The organism is Sporomusaceae bacterium ACPt (assembly GCA_041428575.1).
Classification (GTDB): domain Bacteria; phylum Bacillota; class Negativicutes; order Sporomusales; family Sporomusaceae; genus Sporomusa_D; species Sporomusa_D carbonis.
In genome coordinates this window covers 1320449-1335733 of the sequence record CP155570.1, presented here as the reverse complement: position 1 = coordinate 1335733, position 15285 = coordinate 1320449, and the positions used below count along the sequence as shown (strand labels likewise).

The following is a 15285-nucleotide window of genomic DNA, read 5'->3' as shown; positions in this document are numbered from 1 at the left end:
ATTCCAGCCTTAGATTAAAGACTGACGTTGGGGAATAAAGTCAAATCAGTATGCGGAATAAACAATGATGAGACAAATTCGTCCATGAACAGATTGCCGACTGATAATTCAATATAAGTCATTTTGCCTGCCAGGTTATTGGCTTCCGCCCAAGCTTCCTGTGACAACAGTGCCATGCAGGCACCTTTTGCCGAAGTGTTGCCTACATACTTATACTTTTCTATCGGCAGGTCAGGCAGCAAGCCAATGGCGATTGCATCAGGAATATTGAGATAGTTGCCAAATCCGCCGGCTACGTAAATATGTTCTATACTTTCTAAGTCAAAGCCAACCACATTCAGTAGTGTGCGAATTCCGGCAAACACCGCACCTTTTGCTCTAAGCAGGTTTTTGACATCAGCCTCACTTATAATTATATCACGATCAAGGTCGGTATCTTCCCGCCAAACAAGAACAAATTCAGGACCTGCCTCACCGAAACGCATCCGTTCAGTCGGCAGACTGGTTTGAAACTTGCCGGCCCGGTCGATTATACCGGTACGCCTGAGTTTAGCCAGGCAATCGATCAGTCCTGAGCCGCAGATGCCAACCGGCTTGCCATTATTGACTGTGGTATAGGATACTTCGTAGGTTTGAGGGTCTACTTCCATGCGCTCAATGGCGCCATGCATAGCCCTCATGCCAAAAGTTATCCCTGACCCTTCAAACGCTGGTCCAGCCGAGCAGGAACAGGTTACCAGCCAGTCACCGGCCCCTAATACCATTTCGCCATTGGTACCGATATCAATTAAAAGCGATATCGGTGCTTCAGCATCGCCCATTTTAGTAAACAAAGCCCCGGAAACGATATCTCCGCCAACATAACTGGCAACCGACGGATAACTAAATACCAAGGCATCATCATTTATTCTAAGCCCTAATTCCTGAGCCTTAACAACCGGAAAGAAGTTAGTAGTCGGAATATATGGCTCCAAGCGTATATACTTGGGGTTAATCCCTAGGAACAAATGTGCCATAGTGGTATTTCCCGCTGTCATCATGACACGAATATCGGTTTCTTTAATATGTCTTTGTTTTACCAGCAAGTCTATAATCAACGTATTTATGGTGTCGATAATAGACTGATGAACAGTCTTTAACCCGTCCGGTTCATCAACCGCGTACACGATGCGGCTAATGACATCATCGCCAAAACGGGCCTGACGGTTATGGGTTCCTGCGGTTTCAACAACTCTACCCTTTTCCAGGTCGAGGAGGTAGGCCACTACGGTAGTAGTTCCAATATCAACAGCTATACCGTATAGAGGCTGATGGCCATGGCCTGGCTCAACAGAAATCACTTCAGCCTTACCACCAACCTCAGATAGCAGTACAGTTACTTTAAAATGTTCAGCCCTGAGGATTTCCCCCAAATTACGAATAATCGGGAGGGGAACATGGATGTCCGTACACTTGGTTTCTTTTTTGAGAGCCATAGTCAGCCGATTAAGGTCATCACGGTTATCCTGCAGGTTAGCTACAGGCAAAGTAAGTCTGATACGGCGGCATAACGGATTCAAGGAATAACCGTTAAGCGGGCTTTCCTGCTTTTCCAGGAGTAATTCTTTAAGCTGCCATACATGCAGTAAGTAATTACTCAGAGCTTCCGAAATTCCTTCACCTGCCGGATTGCGGTCAACCAATACCTGATGCTTGCTCAGTGCCGAAGTTTTAGGTATCTCTACCACCAAATCCTCGTCTTGAACCAGCGTCTGACAGGCCAAGTTTAAACCTTTTTCCGCCATTCGTGTTGCCAGATGGCTGTCACGGCGGGCTTTTACCCTTCCGTTTTTGATCTGAACTGCACATTTGCCGCATGTACCGTCACCACCGCAAGGAGCCTTTAGCTCAATATTAGCCTTACTTGCAGCAGTAAGTAAATCAGTACCTGACTCTACCTCCACTTTAATTCCTGCGGGAAGAAATGTTACGAACCGTTTGTTCATCCTTAAATTACCCTCCTGATTAACTTAACCAAGGCTGTTAGTTCCCAATTCAGATAGCAAGGTCCGGAGCAATTATTTCATAAGGTGCGGATAGCGGGCTTTGGCAAAAGCCGGAATACCGGCAGCTTCCTGCGGCCCAACAATAACATCCAGACCGGATTTTTCTTTCAGCTTGCCGCTGATAATAGCAACATAACCCGGAATAACGATACTGTTATGGTTAACTTTCTCCATGATGCCCGTTTTTTGTACGAATTCAGCGATAGGTTCAGCTACAAACTTGCCTGCAGCCCAGGCAGTAAGAACGGAAGCGCCGTCTGTGTCAACAGCTACGATATAGCCGGGGATTTTGCTGCCCACAACTTCGCCTTCAACTGCAAAGTAGGTAAGAGCAAAGTTAGTGCAAACATATACAGGAGAATCAGGAGTAACTTCGCCGATTTCATATACCTTAGCTTCAACAGCCATCGGTTTTTGCGGGTCGGTGTAGATGTTCATGCGCCATGCCATTAAAGGCAACAAATGATGCTTTTCGTCAGCCTTAAGACAAACGATGCTGGCATATTTAGCAACATAGGTAGTAGCTTCTACTACTTCTTCTTTCGGGTCAGTAGCTAAAGTGCAAGCCAACATGGGGTAACCGAACGGACGGAATTTCTTTTTGATAGCCAGACGGCGGGCGTTAACCATTTCAGCCAACGTTTTGGACTGTTGGGTGTTGCCAAAATCGAGAACAAGTTCTTTATACTGGGCAGCCACTTTTTCTACAAGAGCCGCAGTGTCATCAAGTCCATTGCCTTTTACTACTACAGGGCAGTTGTTAGCTTTAGCAAGAGCTACAACTTTCTCCCAGTTTTCAGCAGTTGCGGCATGGATAAGCGGTTTTTTGGCAGCTACGGCCGGAACGGCGGCTTCAAGAGCAGCAACATCGCCAACCAGCATGAGGGCAAACTTGGCTTTGGCAGCTACAGCTTCAACAGCGGCTTTAAAAGTTGCCGCGTTACCGGAGCAGTTAGTAACAGCAACCATATCAACGGCGATTCTTTGGCCAACACGATCCATGACCAAACCATTGATTTTTTCTATTTTGGCATCAAGTTCAGCACCGGTCAGAGTGTCGGAGACTTGAATAGCGAAGGCGGTTGGGTGATAGAAGGTTTTGTCATGACGGAAGAGGACAGTTTCGTCACCCATTACAATTTCTTGTTCGCCAACGCCAACTTTTACAGTGCGGACAGGCGGTGCTGTAGCTGCGCCTAAAGCTTCTTTCGCAGCCTCAGATGCGTGAGGACACATGTCCAGGGAAGCCTTACCATTGGCCATTGCCATTGCAAAAGCCAAGCAGGTAGGTGATCCGCAGTCTTTACAGTTTGTTTTGGGCAGTTGTTTGAAAATATCCAAACCTGTTAATGCCATTTTCTCTTCTCCTTTCGAATATCGGAACTTTTTTATAAATATGAGAACCGGGACACATCTGGCTGCTCTCTATGGACGGCCCCCGGGATGTGCCCCGAATTCTTACTAAATTTAGAAGTAGAACTACATCAGCGGATCCATTTGGAGAGCCGGATGTTGTTTTTCCTCAAGGAACGGCAGGATTTCGTCTTCGGTGGTGCCTACAGTTTCATCAGCTATTTTATCAATAAAGTCTGCGCCAAGGCCTGCACGCACAGCAGCATCCACCAAGTCTTGACCGAGGTATTCTTTAAGTTCTTTAGGCATCCAGACAATACGTCCGAGACCGCCGTCAGCCGGGATAAACTTGGAACTGGTAATATAACGACGTCCAATACCCATGAAACCAGGAGTTTGAACACCGCCGCCGCAAGTACCTGCCAGAGCCGAGAAAGTCATACCGCAAGGAGTCTCGCCGCCATGTTCACGGGTGGTAATCATGATACCATTACACAGCGGTAGTATCGCCATAATGGCTTCAAAGCATCCGCAGGAGGTCATCGGACTATCCATGATTGTGTAGAAGTTTACATTTTCTACAGTGCGGTTGGAGTGGGTGTAGATGAAATCATTAAGGTTTTTCCAGCTGCCTTTTACTGGATCCATGCATTCGCCTTTTTCGATCGGCTGGTTCGGACCGGTCGGTGTAATCTCGTTAGAGGCTTTAGCATCTAGCCAGCTAACAGCACCGCACAAACCAACGCGCTCTGGGGAAACGATGCATACATGGTTCGGGGCGAAGGATTGGCAAAGTGTGCAGGAATAGTAGGTTTCAACCGACTCGTCAGTAAGACCTTTGAGACGGGCATCACGGGCTGCGTATTTTTCGAGAGCAATTTTAATTTTATCTTCAATAACATCTTTATCGGTAATGATAGTAACCTGCACACGGTCAACAATAGCCGGATAATCGGATTTGTATTTGGCAATAAGAATTTCGCCGAGGTCTTTAATTTTAAAGCCGGCAGCTTTAGCATTTTTACCAATACGAACCCACATCATGTTACGTTGGGCTACGTGCCACAGACCTTCACCATAGTTGATGAAGTAGTGGACGCGGCGCTCAAGAACGCCTTCGAAGTCTTCCTGCATCTTCCGGCCGTAGATATCAACCATGATACCGAGCGGGAATACGCTGCCTTCCGGCATTTCGTCAATTTCCGGTCCGATAACTTCAATTTTACCGTCTTCCACTTGGTCGGCGTCGCACATACGGACAAGCTCGAAGCTGGTGGAACGGCCGCCGCCGAACTCAACCCAAGCGTCCTTTTTACGGATGGTTTCACCTTCGAATGCCGGCCCAATGGTGATCGGTACAGGAATATCAACAATTTTGATTTTGATGCCGCGCATTTCAAGACCGAGTTTACCGATTTTCTCATAGTCTGGTTCAGATTGATACCAGTCAGGAATTTCTTCGGCAACAGGCTGGTCGGTAACAACCGGGAAGCCCATGAAAATGGCGCCGAACTCTGCTGCAAATTTAACAATATCGTTAGGTCCAAGCTGAATAACGAATGCAAGAACACGTTTTGCCTGATATTCCAAAGCCCGCTCACGCTGACCGGCAGGGATGCCGCCAAACGCCAGACCGGCACGGAAAGCAAAGTTAACGGCATGGATAACTTGGGTGAAGTTACCGAGCGGGAAAGTGATGAAGTCAACACCGATTTTAACGCCTTCTTCGATACACTGCTCAATTACTTCGTTGGCCAGCATAATCATGATGCCTTTGGCTTGGAGATCTTTAACCAGCTTGGCAGTCGATTTGCTGTCTTTACCTTTACCGATGATAACGGCTACGCCAGGAATGGTTTGGTCAACCAGCGGCACACCGAATTTACGGAGAATCGGGTCGGACAGGAAGCCGGTATACGGATATTTATCAGGCTTAGCGCCATTGAGATAACGCAAAGCTTCAATAATTTCGGCAGCATACAGAGTAGCTTCACCGTTCAATTTGGCATTTTCAAAAGTCAGTTCTTCCTTGATGTTAGTGGTACGAATCCTGTTGAGGATGGGAGCAAGATCGCCGATAGTGTTTACTTCTTCACCGCTCAGAGCAGTGATTACCGGCAGTCTGTATGCGGTATCAGGATATTTAACAGGTGTGTCGGCCCCATATTCCTTAATGGCTTTTGCCAGAAGAATTTCCGCGTAGCTGGTAGCTGTAACAGCACCTTCATAGGCGCCTTTAAAAAGCTCCATAGACATATTGTTTTTCGTCCTCCTTCATAGAGTCATTTTCTCAATATATAAGAGTAGCTAATTCATTTGCACCAGAAATGATTATTGGTTAGCCTCTTTAGCTTGGATAGCTTTTTTACGCATTGCATTCTTCCAGTTACGCTCGTCAAGAATTTCAACAAGTCTTGCCGCAGCTTTAACCGGATCAGTTTCCCAGAAGAAGAAGCCGCCAAATACGTCTTCGGCAATCTTGGTTACTACATCGTTAACCAGGGAGCTGCCAACAGTCGGAACAACTACGCCAACGTGTACAGGGTTACCCAAGGCAACATTCCAAGAACCGATTGCAACGGCTTTTTCAGACATTGCCTCCGGAGCAGTGGCAACATATGGGATATCGCGGTTGTCAAGGCCCATTTCTCTAGCCATCATGTTGGCGAGCTCTTGAGCACGGCTGTTGTCAACGCAGGAACCCATATGGAATACCAGTGGCAGTTCTGTGGTTAGCTTAGCAGCCGCATTCAGACGGGCATGGAACTTCTTGAGGCCTTCGCCTGCATATTTTTGAACACCTTCACCATTCAAGAGACCTTCTTTCGCAAATGCTTGCGCGGCACAACCGGTAGCGACCAGGAATACGTCGTTTTTAGCCAGTTCGGTAGCAATGGTGATATGGTTTTCATCATGAGTTCCCTTAAGGTTATTGCAACCGGCGAACAGCGCAACACCTTTGATTTCGCCAGCTTCGATAGCGTCGGTAAGTACTTTAATGGGATTATCAGCATTAATTTGCTTAAAGATATTGAGAAGAGACTCCAGGGTGAAACCGGCAACAACAGTGTTTTTTACATCCGGAATGCATACTTTGGCTGCATCGCGTTTTTTATAAGCATCAATAGCCAGACGGATAATCTCTTTGGCACTGTTAATAGCATTATGCTCATCAAAAGCCAGGTGATAAGAACCAGGAATTTTCATGATTGGCATAGTAGTAACAATCTTGGTATGATAGCATTCGGCAAGGCTGCGCAAGCTGGGCATAATGCACTGAACGTCAACAACCATGGCATCCATAGCACCGGTCAGGATAGCCAGCTCCTGGGTAGCAAAGTTGGTGGCAATAGCCACGCCTTCACGGGTCAGCACTTCATTGCCGGTACAGCAGATACCAACAAGATTAATGCCAGCAGCGCCGGCAGCCTTGGCCTCGCCTTCCATTTCACGGGCGGCTTTAACAACTATTTGGCTGAGAAGCGGGTTATGGCCATGAAGAGCTATGTTGACTTTATCAGCTTTAATTGCGCCGAGGTTTGCTTCAGTTACTACAGGTACGCCAGTGCCAAAGAGAATGTCCGACAGGTCGGTAGCAAGAGCCATGCCGTCATAGTCGCAGAGAGCAGCCTTCAAGCCGCCAAAAATGATGTTGATTGGATCAGAGTCGTTACCCACATGGGTTTGGTGAAGCAGTTGAGCGATGCTCAGGTTGATGTTGGTAGGCATGATATTGGTTTTGCGGAGAACTTCCAAACGGCTATCAGTGCAGTTCGAGGTGATCCATGTAAGGTCCTCTTCATGCATACGACCATACTCATCTAGAGCAGCGGTTGCAACGTCTTTAGCAATTTCCATTACGCCGCGTCCTTCTGTCTCAATACCGATTTTCTTAGCAACACGCATGAGCTTTTCAGTATCAGTAACTTGGTAGTCTTTTAACTTACCTTCAGCGACATGCAGGAGAGTTTCGGCAATGTGGCGACCGTGGTCGGAGTGAGCGGATGCGCCACCAGCGATGTAACGGACAGTGTTACGGGCGACAATTGTGTAGTCAGCAGCACCGCAAATGCCTCTGTTGCCTCCTGGCTTCTTGGGCAGAATACGGCAAGGGCCCTGGAGGCAAATCCGGCAGCAAATACCGGTATTACCAAAAGTACAACGGGGCTCTTGAGCTTTGGCGCGGTCAAATGTTGTTAAAAAGCCGATTTCTTTGGCTTTATCCAGCATCTGAGTGGCTGCCACGTCGATTGTTCTTTTTTCGGACATTCTTCTTTTCCTCCCTATGTTCATCATAGTTGTTTTCAGGTGGTTCCATTTACATGGGCCTAGCTACTCTTAACCATTTACTTTATGAGGATTTTTTCACAAACCCATTGTACAGGTATTCGCCCTTAGGTGGGCAAATACCTGCAACTATTAGAATAATTTTTCTGTATTTAGTAATTATTTAATATAATTAGAACAGGCCAACAATTTTACCGGTGTTGTCGATGTCCATTTTTTCGGCCGCCGGTTGTTTAGGCAGACCCGGCATGGTCATGATTTCGCCGGTAATAGCTACCAGGAAGCCGGCGCCGGCTGCTACGCGAAGTTCGCGTACAGTAATATTGAAGCCGGTGGGGCGACCCAGTTTGTTCATGTCGTCACTCAGCGAGTATTGGGTTTTAGCCATGCAGATCGGAGTCTTGTCAAAACCAAGATTCGTTAGTTCTACAATGGTCTTTTCTACGGCAGGAGTGTAGTTTACACCGTCAGCGCCGTAAATTTCTTTGGCGATAGTAGCAATTTTATCTTTAATGGGAGCTTTTTCATCATAAATGAATTTGAAGTTGCTGGGTTTTTCGCAAGCTGCCAAAACTTTGTCAGCAAGCACCAGGCCGCCTTCGCCGCCTTTGGCCCAAACTTCAGACAGAGCAACTTCCGCACCCATCGCGTTGCATTTTTCTTCAACAAACTGAAGTTCCTTAGCAGTATCGGTCGGGAAGGCGTTGATGGCAACAACAGTCGGCAAACCGTATTTCTGCATATTTTCAATGTGTTTAGTAAGGTTGGCAAGACCTTTTTCCAGCGCAGCCATGTTTTCGCCGACAAGTTCGGTCTTGGGCACGCCGCCATGCATTTTCAGAGCGCGAACAGTAGCAACGATTACTACAGCATTGGGTTTGAAGCCGGCAAAACGGCATTTGATATCAAGAAACTTTTCAGCACCAAGGTCAGCCCCGAAACCGGCTTCAGTTACAACAACGTCGGCAAGTTTCATAGCATATTTGGTAGCAGATACGCTATTGCAACCATGGGCGATGTTGGCGAACGGACCACCATGGACAAAGGCTGGAGTATTTTCAAGAGTTTGAACCAAGTTAGGTTTTATGGCATCTTTGAACAAAAGGGTCAAGGCGCCGGTTACTTTAAGATCATTCGGCGTTACCGGTTTGCCATCCAGGGTGTACGCAACAATAATGCGGCCGATACGCTCTTTCATGTCATCCAGATCTTTAGCTAAACAGAGAATGGCCATCATTTCAGAAGCAACAGTAATATCGAACCCGGTTTCGCGAGGTACGCCGTTGGCTTTGCCGCCAAGACCACATACGATGAAGCGAAGAGCGCGCTCGTTGAGGTCAAGGACGCGGCGCCAGGTTACGCGGCGGGGATCAATACCGAGAGCGTTGCCATGATGCAGGTGGTTGTCAATAATAGCTGCCAGGAGGTTATGGGCAGTAGTGATGGCATGAAAGTCGCCAGTGAAGTGAAGGTTGATGTCTTCCATCGGAACAACTTGAGCATAACCGCCGCCGGCAGCACCGCCTTTAACACCAAAGCAAGGTCCGAGAGACGGTTCACGTAAGGCGATAACTACTCTTTTACCTTTTTTCCGTAGAGCATCGCCAAGACCAACAGTGGTAGTGGTTTTGCCTTCCCCGGCCGGAGTCGGGTTGATGGCAGTAACCAGGATCAGCTTGGCATCAGGACGGTCTTTGATACGTTCCCAGGTTTTAAGGGAAACCTTAGCTTTGTAATTGCCGTAAAGTTCTAGTTCTTCAGCAGGAATTTCCAGTTCTTTCGCAACATCAACGATGGGGCTCATCTTCGCCTCTTGGGCGATTTCAACGTCACTTTTCATATAACTTACCTCCTAATATGTTTTGCACATTTCCCTTTAAACCTAGGATTTGGAGTTTGCGGCTATCCGCGCATAAATTTCCTCCATAGATGCTTTGAAGGCTCCGGTAAGTATGTCCTGCTCTCCATTGCCGAGAGCAACATCCAGCAGATCGTCATCAAAACGAATGACGCCTAACAGTTCTTGAGCTGTAAACTGTTCCTGGATGAATGCTTCTTCTTTCGGAGAACGTAGTTTGTTAGCAATTACTTTTATAACTTCAATGCCCAAATCTTTAGCCAGCTGCATTACCACTCTTGCAGTTTGAACACTGGTCTTGCTCGGTTCGGTAACCACAATCATAAGGTCTACACCTTTTGAGGTTCCACGGGTAAGGTGCTCAATCCCTGCTCCCATATCAAGAATGACTACGTCATCTTTATCAAGGATTAGAGAATCAACTACTGAATACAAAAAAGCGTTTTCACGGCAATAGCATGCCGAGCCGCCCGGTTTGACACCGCCCATTCGTAAAAATTTGATGTTACCCACGCTAATGGAATACTCGTCTAATATGTCATCAACGTCAGGATTAAGGCTATAGAATAAACCGCCACCGGCGCTTTTCTTCTTAATCACTTCTTCCATGTCAATTAGCGGAATTACTTTAGCCAAGATATCATCAGAAATTCCCAGCGCTAAACCTAAACTTGCATCAGGATCGGCATCTACTGCGTAGACGCGGTGGCCTTCACGGGCAAATAGTTTGGCTAAACTGGCCGAGACAGACGTTTTGCCGACGCCGCCTTTGCCGGAGACTGCGATTTTCAACATTTCACCTCCTTTACCGCGTGCTCTAGAAAAATCTGTAAATAAACAATTATTATGTTTATTTTAAATTATCTGCCAAATAAGATCAGATGCATGATTCCGGCCTAACTTAGCGTGCGGAGCGTCTTATTGAGCAAACTGGAACCAGCAGCAGCAGCCACCACCAGATCCTCAGTTGGCAAGTAATACGGTGCCGTAGCATCAAATAATGCTGTAGCATTGGCTGGAAATTCCTCATCTTCTTGCCAAATAATGTAAGTTACCGGAATTCGTGGCAGAATATCCAGAGTAACAGCGGCGTCACCAAACTTAGCAATCCGGCCACCAAGTTTTTCTCCTACTTTGGTCAACAGCGCGGCATTTTTGCCAAATATCGCTTTAAACCCGCCAAGAACCCGGCCATTAAAGGGCTGTAAGTAGATCATACCGCCTGGTATTTCTTTAAAGGATACCAGTTGACCGGACATTGACTGTCCTCCAGCGGTCTGCAAATAATGCAACAAAACCACCTTTGCGGCAACCGGCACCGGATCTTGCCGTCCGGCAAAACTTACTTCTCCGTCCGGATAACTTACTGTGTACACGTCGTTTAGGTATTTTAGGGTGAATACCTTCTTGTCACTATCAAATCCGGCACCACTGTTGGCAGCCATTTCTTCCGGATTTTTAGCAGCCAAACCGGCGCAGGCTTTTTCATACGCCAATTGATAGCCGTTCTGCAGATGCTGGGGAATGCTGTTACCAATTTGCATGAGAACTGCCTCCTAGTGTGTTAAAACAAATTGCAGAAGTTGCAGAAGATTTAAGCCAATCCGTTTTGCATTTCACATGCCTGAATGGTCTGTTTGCAAAGGACGATGGTGGTTACAGAGCCGACACCACCGGGAACCGGAGTGATTTTTTCAACAATCGGCTCAACCTCGGCATAATCAACATCACCGCAATATTTACCGGGATTATCGGGATCTTCGTTAATACCCACGTCGATTACCACCTGGCCTGGTTTGACAAAGTTAGCTTTAACCATTTTGGCCCGGCCGACCGCAGCAATGAGAATGTCGGCGTCAGCACAGACAGCCGGTAGGTCATTAGTCCGGGAATGACAAATTGTCACAGTGGCGTGTTCCCTAAGTAAAAGCATGGCGACAGGCTTGCCGACTACCTGAGAACGGCCCAGCACAACGGCTTTCTTTCCCTTTAAGGGGATGTTATAGTATTTGAGGATATCCATGCAGGCGGTGGGAGTACAGGGCGGAAAGCCGGTAGGATCGTCAGTGTAAACTTTGGCAGCACTGCCGATGGTCATGCAATCCACGTCTTTCTCCACCGGGATCAAGTTCCGGATTTTTTTCTCGTCCAGATGCTTGGGCAGCGGCGCAAACATCAAGATACCGTTGATTTCCTTATTAGCACCAATAGCGGTCACAGCTTGTTCAAAAGTAGCCTGGTCGATATCGGCAGGATACTCGAAAACTTGGTAAGCCATCCCGATGGAATCACAGGTTTTCTTGGCGCCGCCTTCATAAAAAAGGTCGTCAGGACGGGCACCGACCCGGATAATTCCCAATTTCGGGGTAAAACCTTTGGCTTTAATCGCTTCTACCCTTTTGGAGAGCTCCTCCTTCATGGCATCGGCAACGGCTTTACCGGCTAATCTTTCGGCCATTGTCCAAACTCCTCCTATTTTTTTATTTTGCTCAGAACCAGCTCCAGGGTAGCGTCAGCCATTTTTGAACCATCGGCCAGCAACTGCTCCATTTCCGCCCGTTTTTTGCTGACATATTCCTGGTCCTTAATGGTATTAAGATTAATCACAACATTAAGCATCCCACTGATCAGTGCAGCTTTTAAGAAAACTACCCCGCAGCCCACATCAGAAATTGCCAAATTGGTTCCGATCTGGCCCATGCGTTCATGAAGTTTAATTCCTTCGTAGCATTTACGCATAATTTCCATAGGCCCTTCGCAGGCGTCCTTGGAGCATTTCTCCATGACTTGTTCTCTATAAGCGATCTGCTCCGGAGTGTCTTTAGGTAAACCATAAGCCTTAGATAGAGGTTCGAAAACTGCTGCATCCTCATCTACCAGCTTTTTCAGTTCGGCGATCACCTGTTCCCCTTTGGCGATTAGTTCTTTGACTTCATCCTCGACTTCGGCATATTTCTTTTTGCCCACAGTCAAATTCCCGACCATGTTGGAAAGGGCCATCCCGATAGCACCGCCAAGGGCTGCCGCACCGCCGCCACCCGGTACCGGAGCCTTGGAAGCCAGTACTTCCAGAAAATCGGAGCAGGACTTATCCAGCATACTCATGTCTTTTGTCCTCCCTTCTACTGCCGTTTTTATTTGTATAACAACCAGTTGTCATTTGAATAACAGCTAGTTTGTTATTTCACATACATTCTAGTGGAAAAAATTCGCTTTTTATTCTGAAATTCCTGCTAGATTTTAATTATTCAAAAAAAATATTATTGGCGTATTTTGTCGAAAAAGCGATAAAAACAATTGTTAAACTCTTGATATCAAAATGCAAGGAACCAATGATAACGTCCAATCCGTTTTTCTATTGGGTCAGCCGATAAAAACATATTATTTTGAACGCCCATCTTATATACTGCATAAAAAATAACACCGGAAAAACCGTTGAGTAACAGACTGAAACCAATCAATGCATTAACCGCAACCGGGCCAGGTGACATCGCGGCAATAGCTATTGTATCCGCCATCTCCGCAGCCGAAGCCCGGTGATTAGCCTCAACTTCGTCCATCATAATCGGTATCATGGCATACCCGCCGCCAAAACATAGTAACAATAGTTTAGAAAAATCGTTAGCAACTTTAAAGTCATTCTACTGTCAGACTGTGTGAAAAGCAGCCATAACTCCGTTCGAGTTATCAAGAGTATGTAGAACAGCTTGATATGCAAAAGCTTGGATTCCAGCTGTCTGCCCTTCACTAGTAAGGCCGCTTTATGATCCCAAAGATCTGCTAAAACTTTACCTTTACTGGTACCTTAACAGAATCCGCTCCTCCCGAAGACTGGAACACGAGGCAACCAGAAATATTGAAGTGATATGGCTTTTAAAGAAATTAAAACCCGATTGTAAGACCACCGCTGATTTCCGAAAAGACAACAAACTAGCACTGAAAAAAGTGTTTAGGGAGTTTACTAAGCTGTGCGATGAATGGAGCTTATTTGGCAAAGAACTGGTCGCCATAGACGGCTCAAAATTGAGAAGGCTAAGGGGGAAAAAGGGAGCCAGTACTTGTATAAAGCGCTGGCTTCCTTTTTTACGGATAAATTTTGTGTCAATTGATTAGAAATAGCTGTTTGGAGACCTATTGAATGGAATTTTAGAGTGATTTATCCACAGTCTGCCGTCACCTGACTCGCAGAAGGGATCTTCATTTCATTTCTTTTATCAGCTAAATTATAGCCCCGCGGCCGCGAGAATTTCGGGTACTTTGTCCTCAACGCCAATCGCCATGACGTGCACGCCTGCGCACACTTCTTTGAGTTCGGCAATCTGCCGGCCTGCGATCTCAATGCCCTTCTGCAGCGGTTTATCAGCGCTTGCGAGCTCGTCAATAAGCTCCTGCGGTACTGAAACGCCAGCGACAAATTGGTTGAGGTACCTTGCCATGCCGGCTGACTTTAAGAGCAAGATACCGGCCATAATGGGCACATTATATTCCTTCGCACGTTCCATGAACTTCATGAACTTTGCCATATCGAAAACTGCTTGAGTTTGGAAAAATTTAGCACCTGCTTTTATTTTCTTTTCGAACTTAGCGAACTGCGGCTCAAACGGATTGGCCTCCGGCGCTACGACCGCTCCAGCAAAGAATTCAGTCTTACCTTTAAGCTCAAGGCCCGCCATATCATGACCCGCGTTAAGACCGTTGATAATCTCTAAGAGCTGTACTGATTCTATATCAAACACCGGCTTGGCGTTCTTGTGGTCGCCGAGCACCGGATGGTCGCCGGTCATCGCCAACACGTTCTTAATACCAAGTGCGGAAGCGCCAAGCAGGTCAGACTGCAAACCTACGCGGTTGCGGTCGCGGCAGGTCATCTGATAGATCGGCTCGATGCCCATATCTGTTATAATCTTAGCGACCGCCAGCGTGCAAACACGCATGACCGCGCTTTGGTTGTCGGTAACGTTGAGCGCCGTCACCTTCCCTTTAAGTCCTTCAAGGCGGTGGATCATCTCACTTAAATCAGTTCCCTTAGGAGGGCCGACTTCAGCGGTAACGACGAACTTTCCACTTTGGATGTCCTCTTTAAATCTCACGTTTTTTCCCTCCTGCTTTTTCAAATCCAGTTCCTCAAATCCATGTATCGAAGGTTGTTTGCCTTCCGGTGGTTTTTCGGTCCGTTGATTTTCATGAACTTATCGCGCTGGCCCATATTATTCATCTTGTCATAGATGAGGATCCAACCGCAGTCTCGGGTTAAATCAATCTCACATTTGCCGTTATTAGTACCACCACACGGCCCGTTGAGCAGGCTCTTAGCGCAACGGGCAATGGGGCAAATGCCGCCGGTTACGTCAAGTATGCACTCACCACAGCCTTTGCACATCTCAGTGTAGTAGCCGTACTCCTCGTTAAACCCCATAAACGTCGTATTTACGCCCGGAAGCACTGGAATGTTCGGAAATTTTCGTGCCATACCCTGGATACCAACACCGCAGGCTAATGATAGAATTACCTGGTATTTATCGACGTTTTGCACCTGATCAAGGTACTCAAAATCACATTGGCGGATAACGGTCTGTTCGCCGATCTCAATATCGCGGCCTTCAACTTTTCGCGCCAACCGCAGCGTAGTCCCCAGCAAGTTAACTGCGCGCTCACCTCCGGTGTGACATACTGCAACGCAGGTGCCACAGCCCACTATTAGCACACGGTCGTAACTGTTTAACATAGTCCTTATCTCTTCTA

12 protein-coding genes and 1 pseudogene are annotated in these 15285 nt (G+C 47.0%); 1 reads left to right on the top strand and 12 read right to left on the bottom strand.

From position 1 onward, the window contains the following. Nucleotides 1-14 precede the first annotated feature (14 nt). The 10 genes and pseudogenes from SCACP_RS06610 to SCACP_RS06565 all read right to left on the bottom strand — a co-directional run. Entirely contained in the window at nucleotides 15-1985 is a 1971-nt protein-coding gene (locus SCACP_RS06610; RefSeq protein ID WP_425060560.1) for an ASKHA domain-containing protein, read from the bottom strand. Between the two features lie 72 nt (nucleotides 1986-2057). Next, nucleotides 2058-3401, bottom strand: coding sequence for an acetyl-CoA decarbonylase/synthase complex subunit gamma (gene acsC, locus SCACP_RS06605; protein ID WP_425060559.1), 1344 nt, complete (start codon nucleotides 3399-3401; stop codon nucleotides 2058-2060). 123 nt (nucleotides 3402-3524) lie between these two features. Beyond that, nucleotides 3525-5654, bottom strand: a complete 2130-nt coding sequence (gene acsB, locus SCACP_RS06600) for an acetyl-CoA decarbonylase/synthase complex subunit alpha/beta (RefSeq protein WP_425060558.1) — start codon at nucleotides 5652-5654, stop codon at nucleotides 3525-3527. A 75-nt stretch (nucleotides 5655-5729) separates the two neighbouring features. Then, complete coding sequence (gene cooS, locus SCACP_RS06595) at nucleotides 5730-7667, bottom strand: anaerobic carbon-monoxide dehydrogenase catalytic subunit (protein WP_425060557.1); 1938 nt, start codon at nucleotides 7665-7667, stop codon at nucleotides 5730-5732. 190 nt (nucleotides 7668-7857) lie between these two features. After that, complete coding sequence (locus SCACP_RS06590; RefSeq protein ID WP_425060556.1) at nucleotides 7858-9525, bottom strand: formate--tetrahydrofolate ligase; 1668 nt, start codon at nucleotides 9523-9525, stop codon at nucleotides 7858-7860. Between the two features lie 42 nt (nucleotides 9526-9567). Beyond that, nucleotides 9568-10338, bottom strand: a complete 771-nt coding sequence (locus SCACP_RS06585; protein ID WP_425060555.1) for a P-loop NTPase — start codon at nucleotides 10336-10338, stop codon at nucleotides 9568-9570. A gap of 101 nt (nucleotides 10339-10439) precedes the next feature. Continuing rightward, a complete protein-coding gene (locus tag SCACP_RS06580; RefSeq protein WP_425060554.1) occupies nucleotides 10440-11087 on the bottom strand; it encodes a DUF3786 domain-containing protein in 648 nt (215 codons plus the stop codon). Nucleotides 11088-11137: 50 nt separating this feature from the next. Beyond that, nucleotides 11138-12001 (bottom strand): bifunctional 5,10-methylenetetrahydrofolate dehydrogenase/5,10-methenyltetrahydrofolate cyclohydrolase, encoded by an 864-nt coding sequence (locus tag SCACP_RS06575; protein WP_425060553.1) that lies wholly within the window; start codon nucleotides 11999-12001, stop codon nucleotides 11138-11140. A 14-nt stretch (nucleotides 12002-12015) separates the two neighbouring features. Further along, nucleotides 12016-12648, bottom strand: coding sequence for a cyclodeaminase/cyclohydrolase family protein (locus SCACP_RS06570; protein WP_425060552.1), 633 nt, complete (start codon nucleotides 12646-12648; stop codon nucleotides 12016-12018). A 209-nt stretch (nucleotides 12649-12857) separates the two neighbouring features. After that, nucleotides 12858-13163, bottom strand: a pseudogene (locus SCACP_RS06565) (chromate transporter); the annotation flags it as partial. A gap of 106 nt (nucleotides 13164-13269) precedes the next feature. On the opposite strand from SCACP_RS06565, the gene SCACP_RS06560 reads away from it, so the two are divergent. Further along, complete coding sequence (locus SCACP_RS06560; protein WP_425061338.1) at nucleotides 13270-13656, top strand: transposase; 387 nt, start codon at nucleotides 13270-13272, stop codon at nucleotides 13654-13656. Nucleotides 13657-13766: 110 nt separating this feature from the next. On the opposite strand, the gene SCACP_RS06555 is transcribed toward SCACP_RS06560, so the two are convergent. After that, nucleotides 13767-14633 carry a methylenetetrahydrofolate reductase gene (locus SCACP_RS06555; protein ID WP_425060551.1) on the bottom strand — a complete coding sequence of 289 codons (867 nt, stop codon included), beginning with the start codon at nucleotides 14631-14633 and terminating at the stop codon, nucleotides 13767-13769. Nucleotides 14634-14653: 20 nt separating this feature from the next. Continuing rightward, nucleotides 14654-15268, bottom strand: a complete 615-nt coding sequence (locus SCACP_RS06550; RefSeq protein ID WP_425060550.1) for a methylenetetrahydrofolate reductase C-terminal domain-containing protein — start codon at nucleotides 15266-15268, stop codon at nucleotides 14654-14656. Nucleotides 15269-15285: the final 17 nt, after the last annotated feature.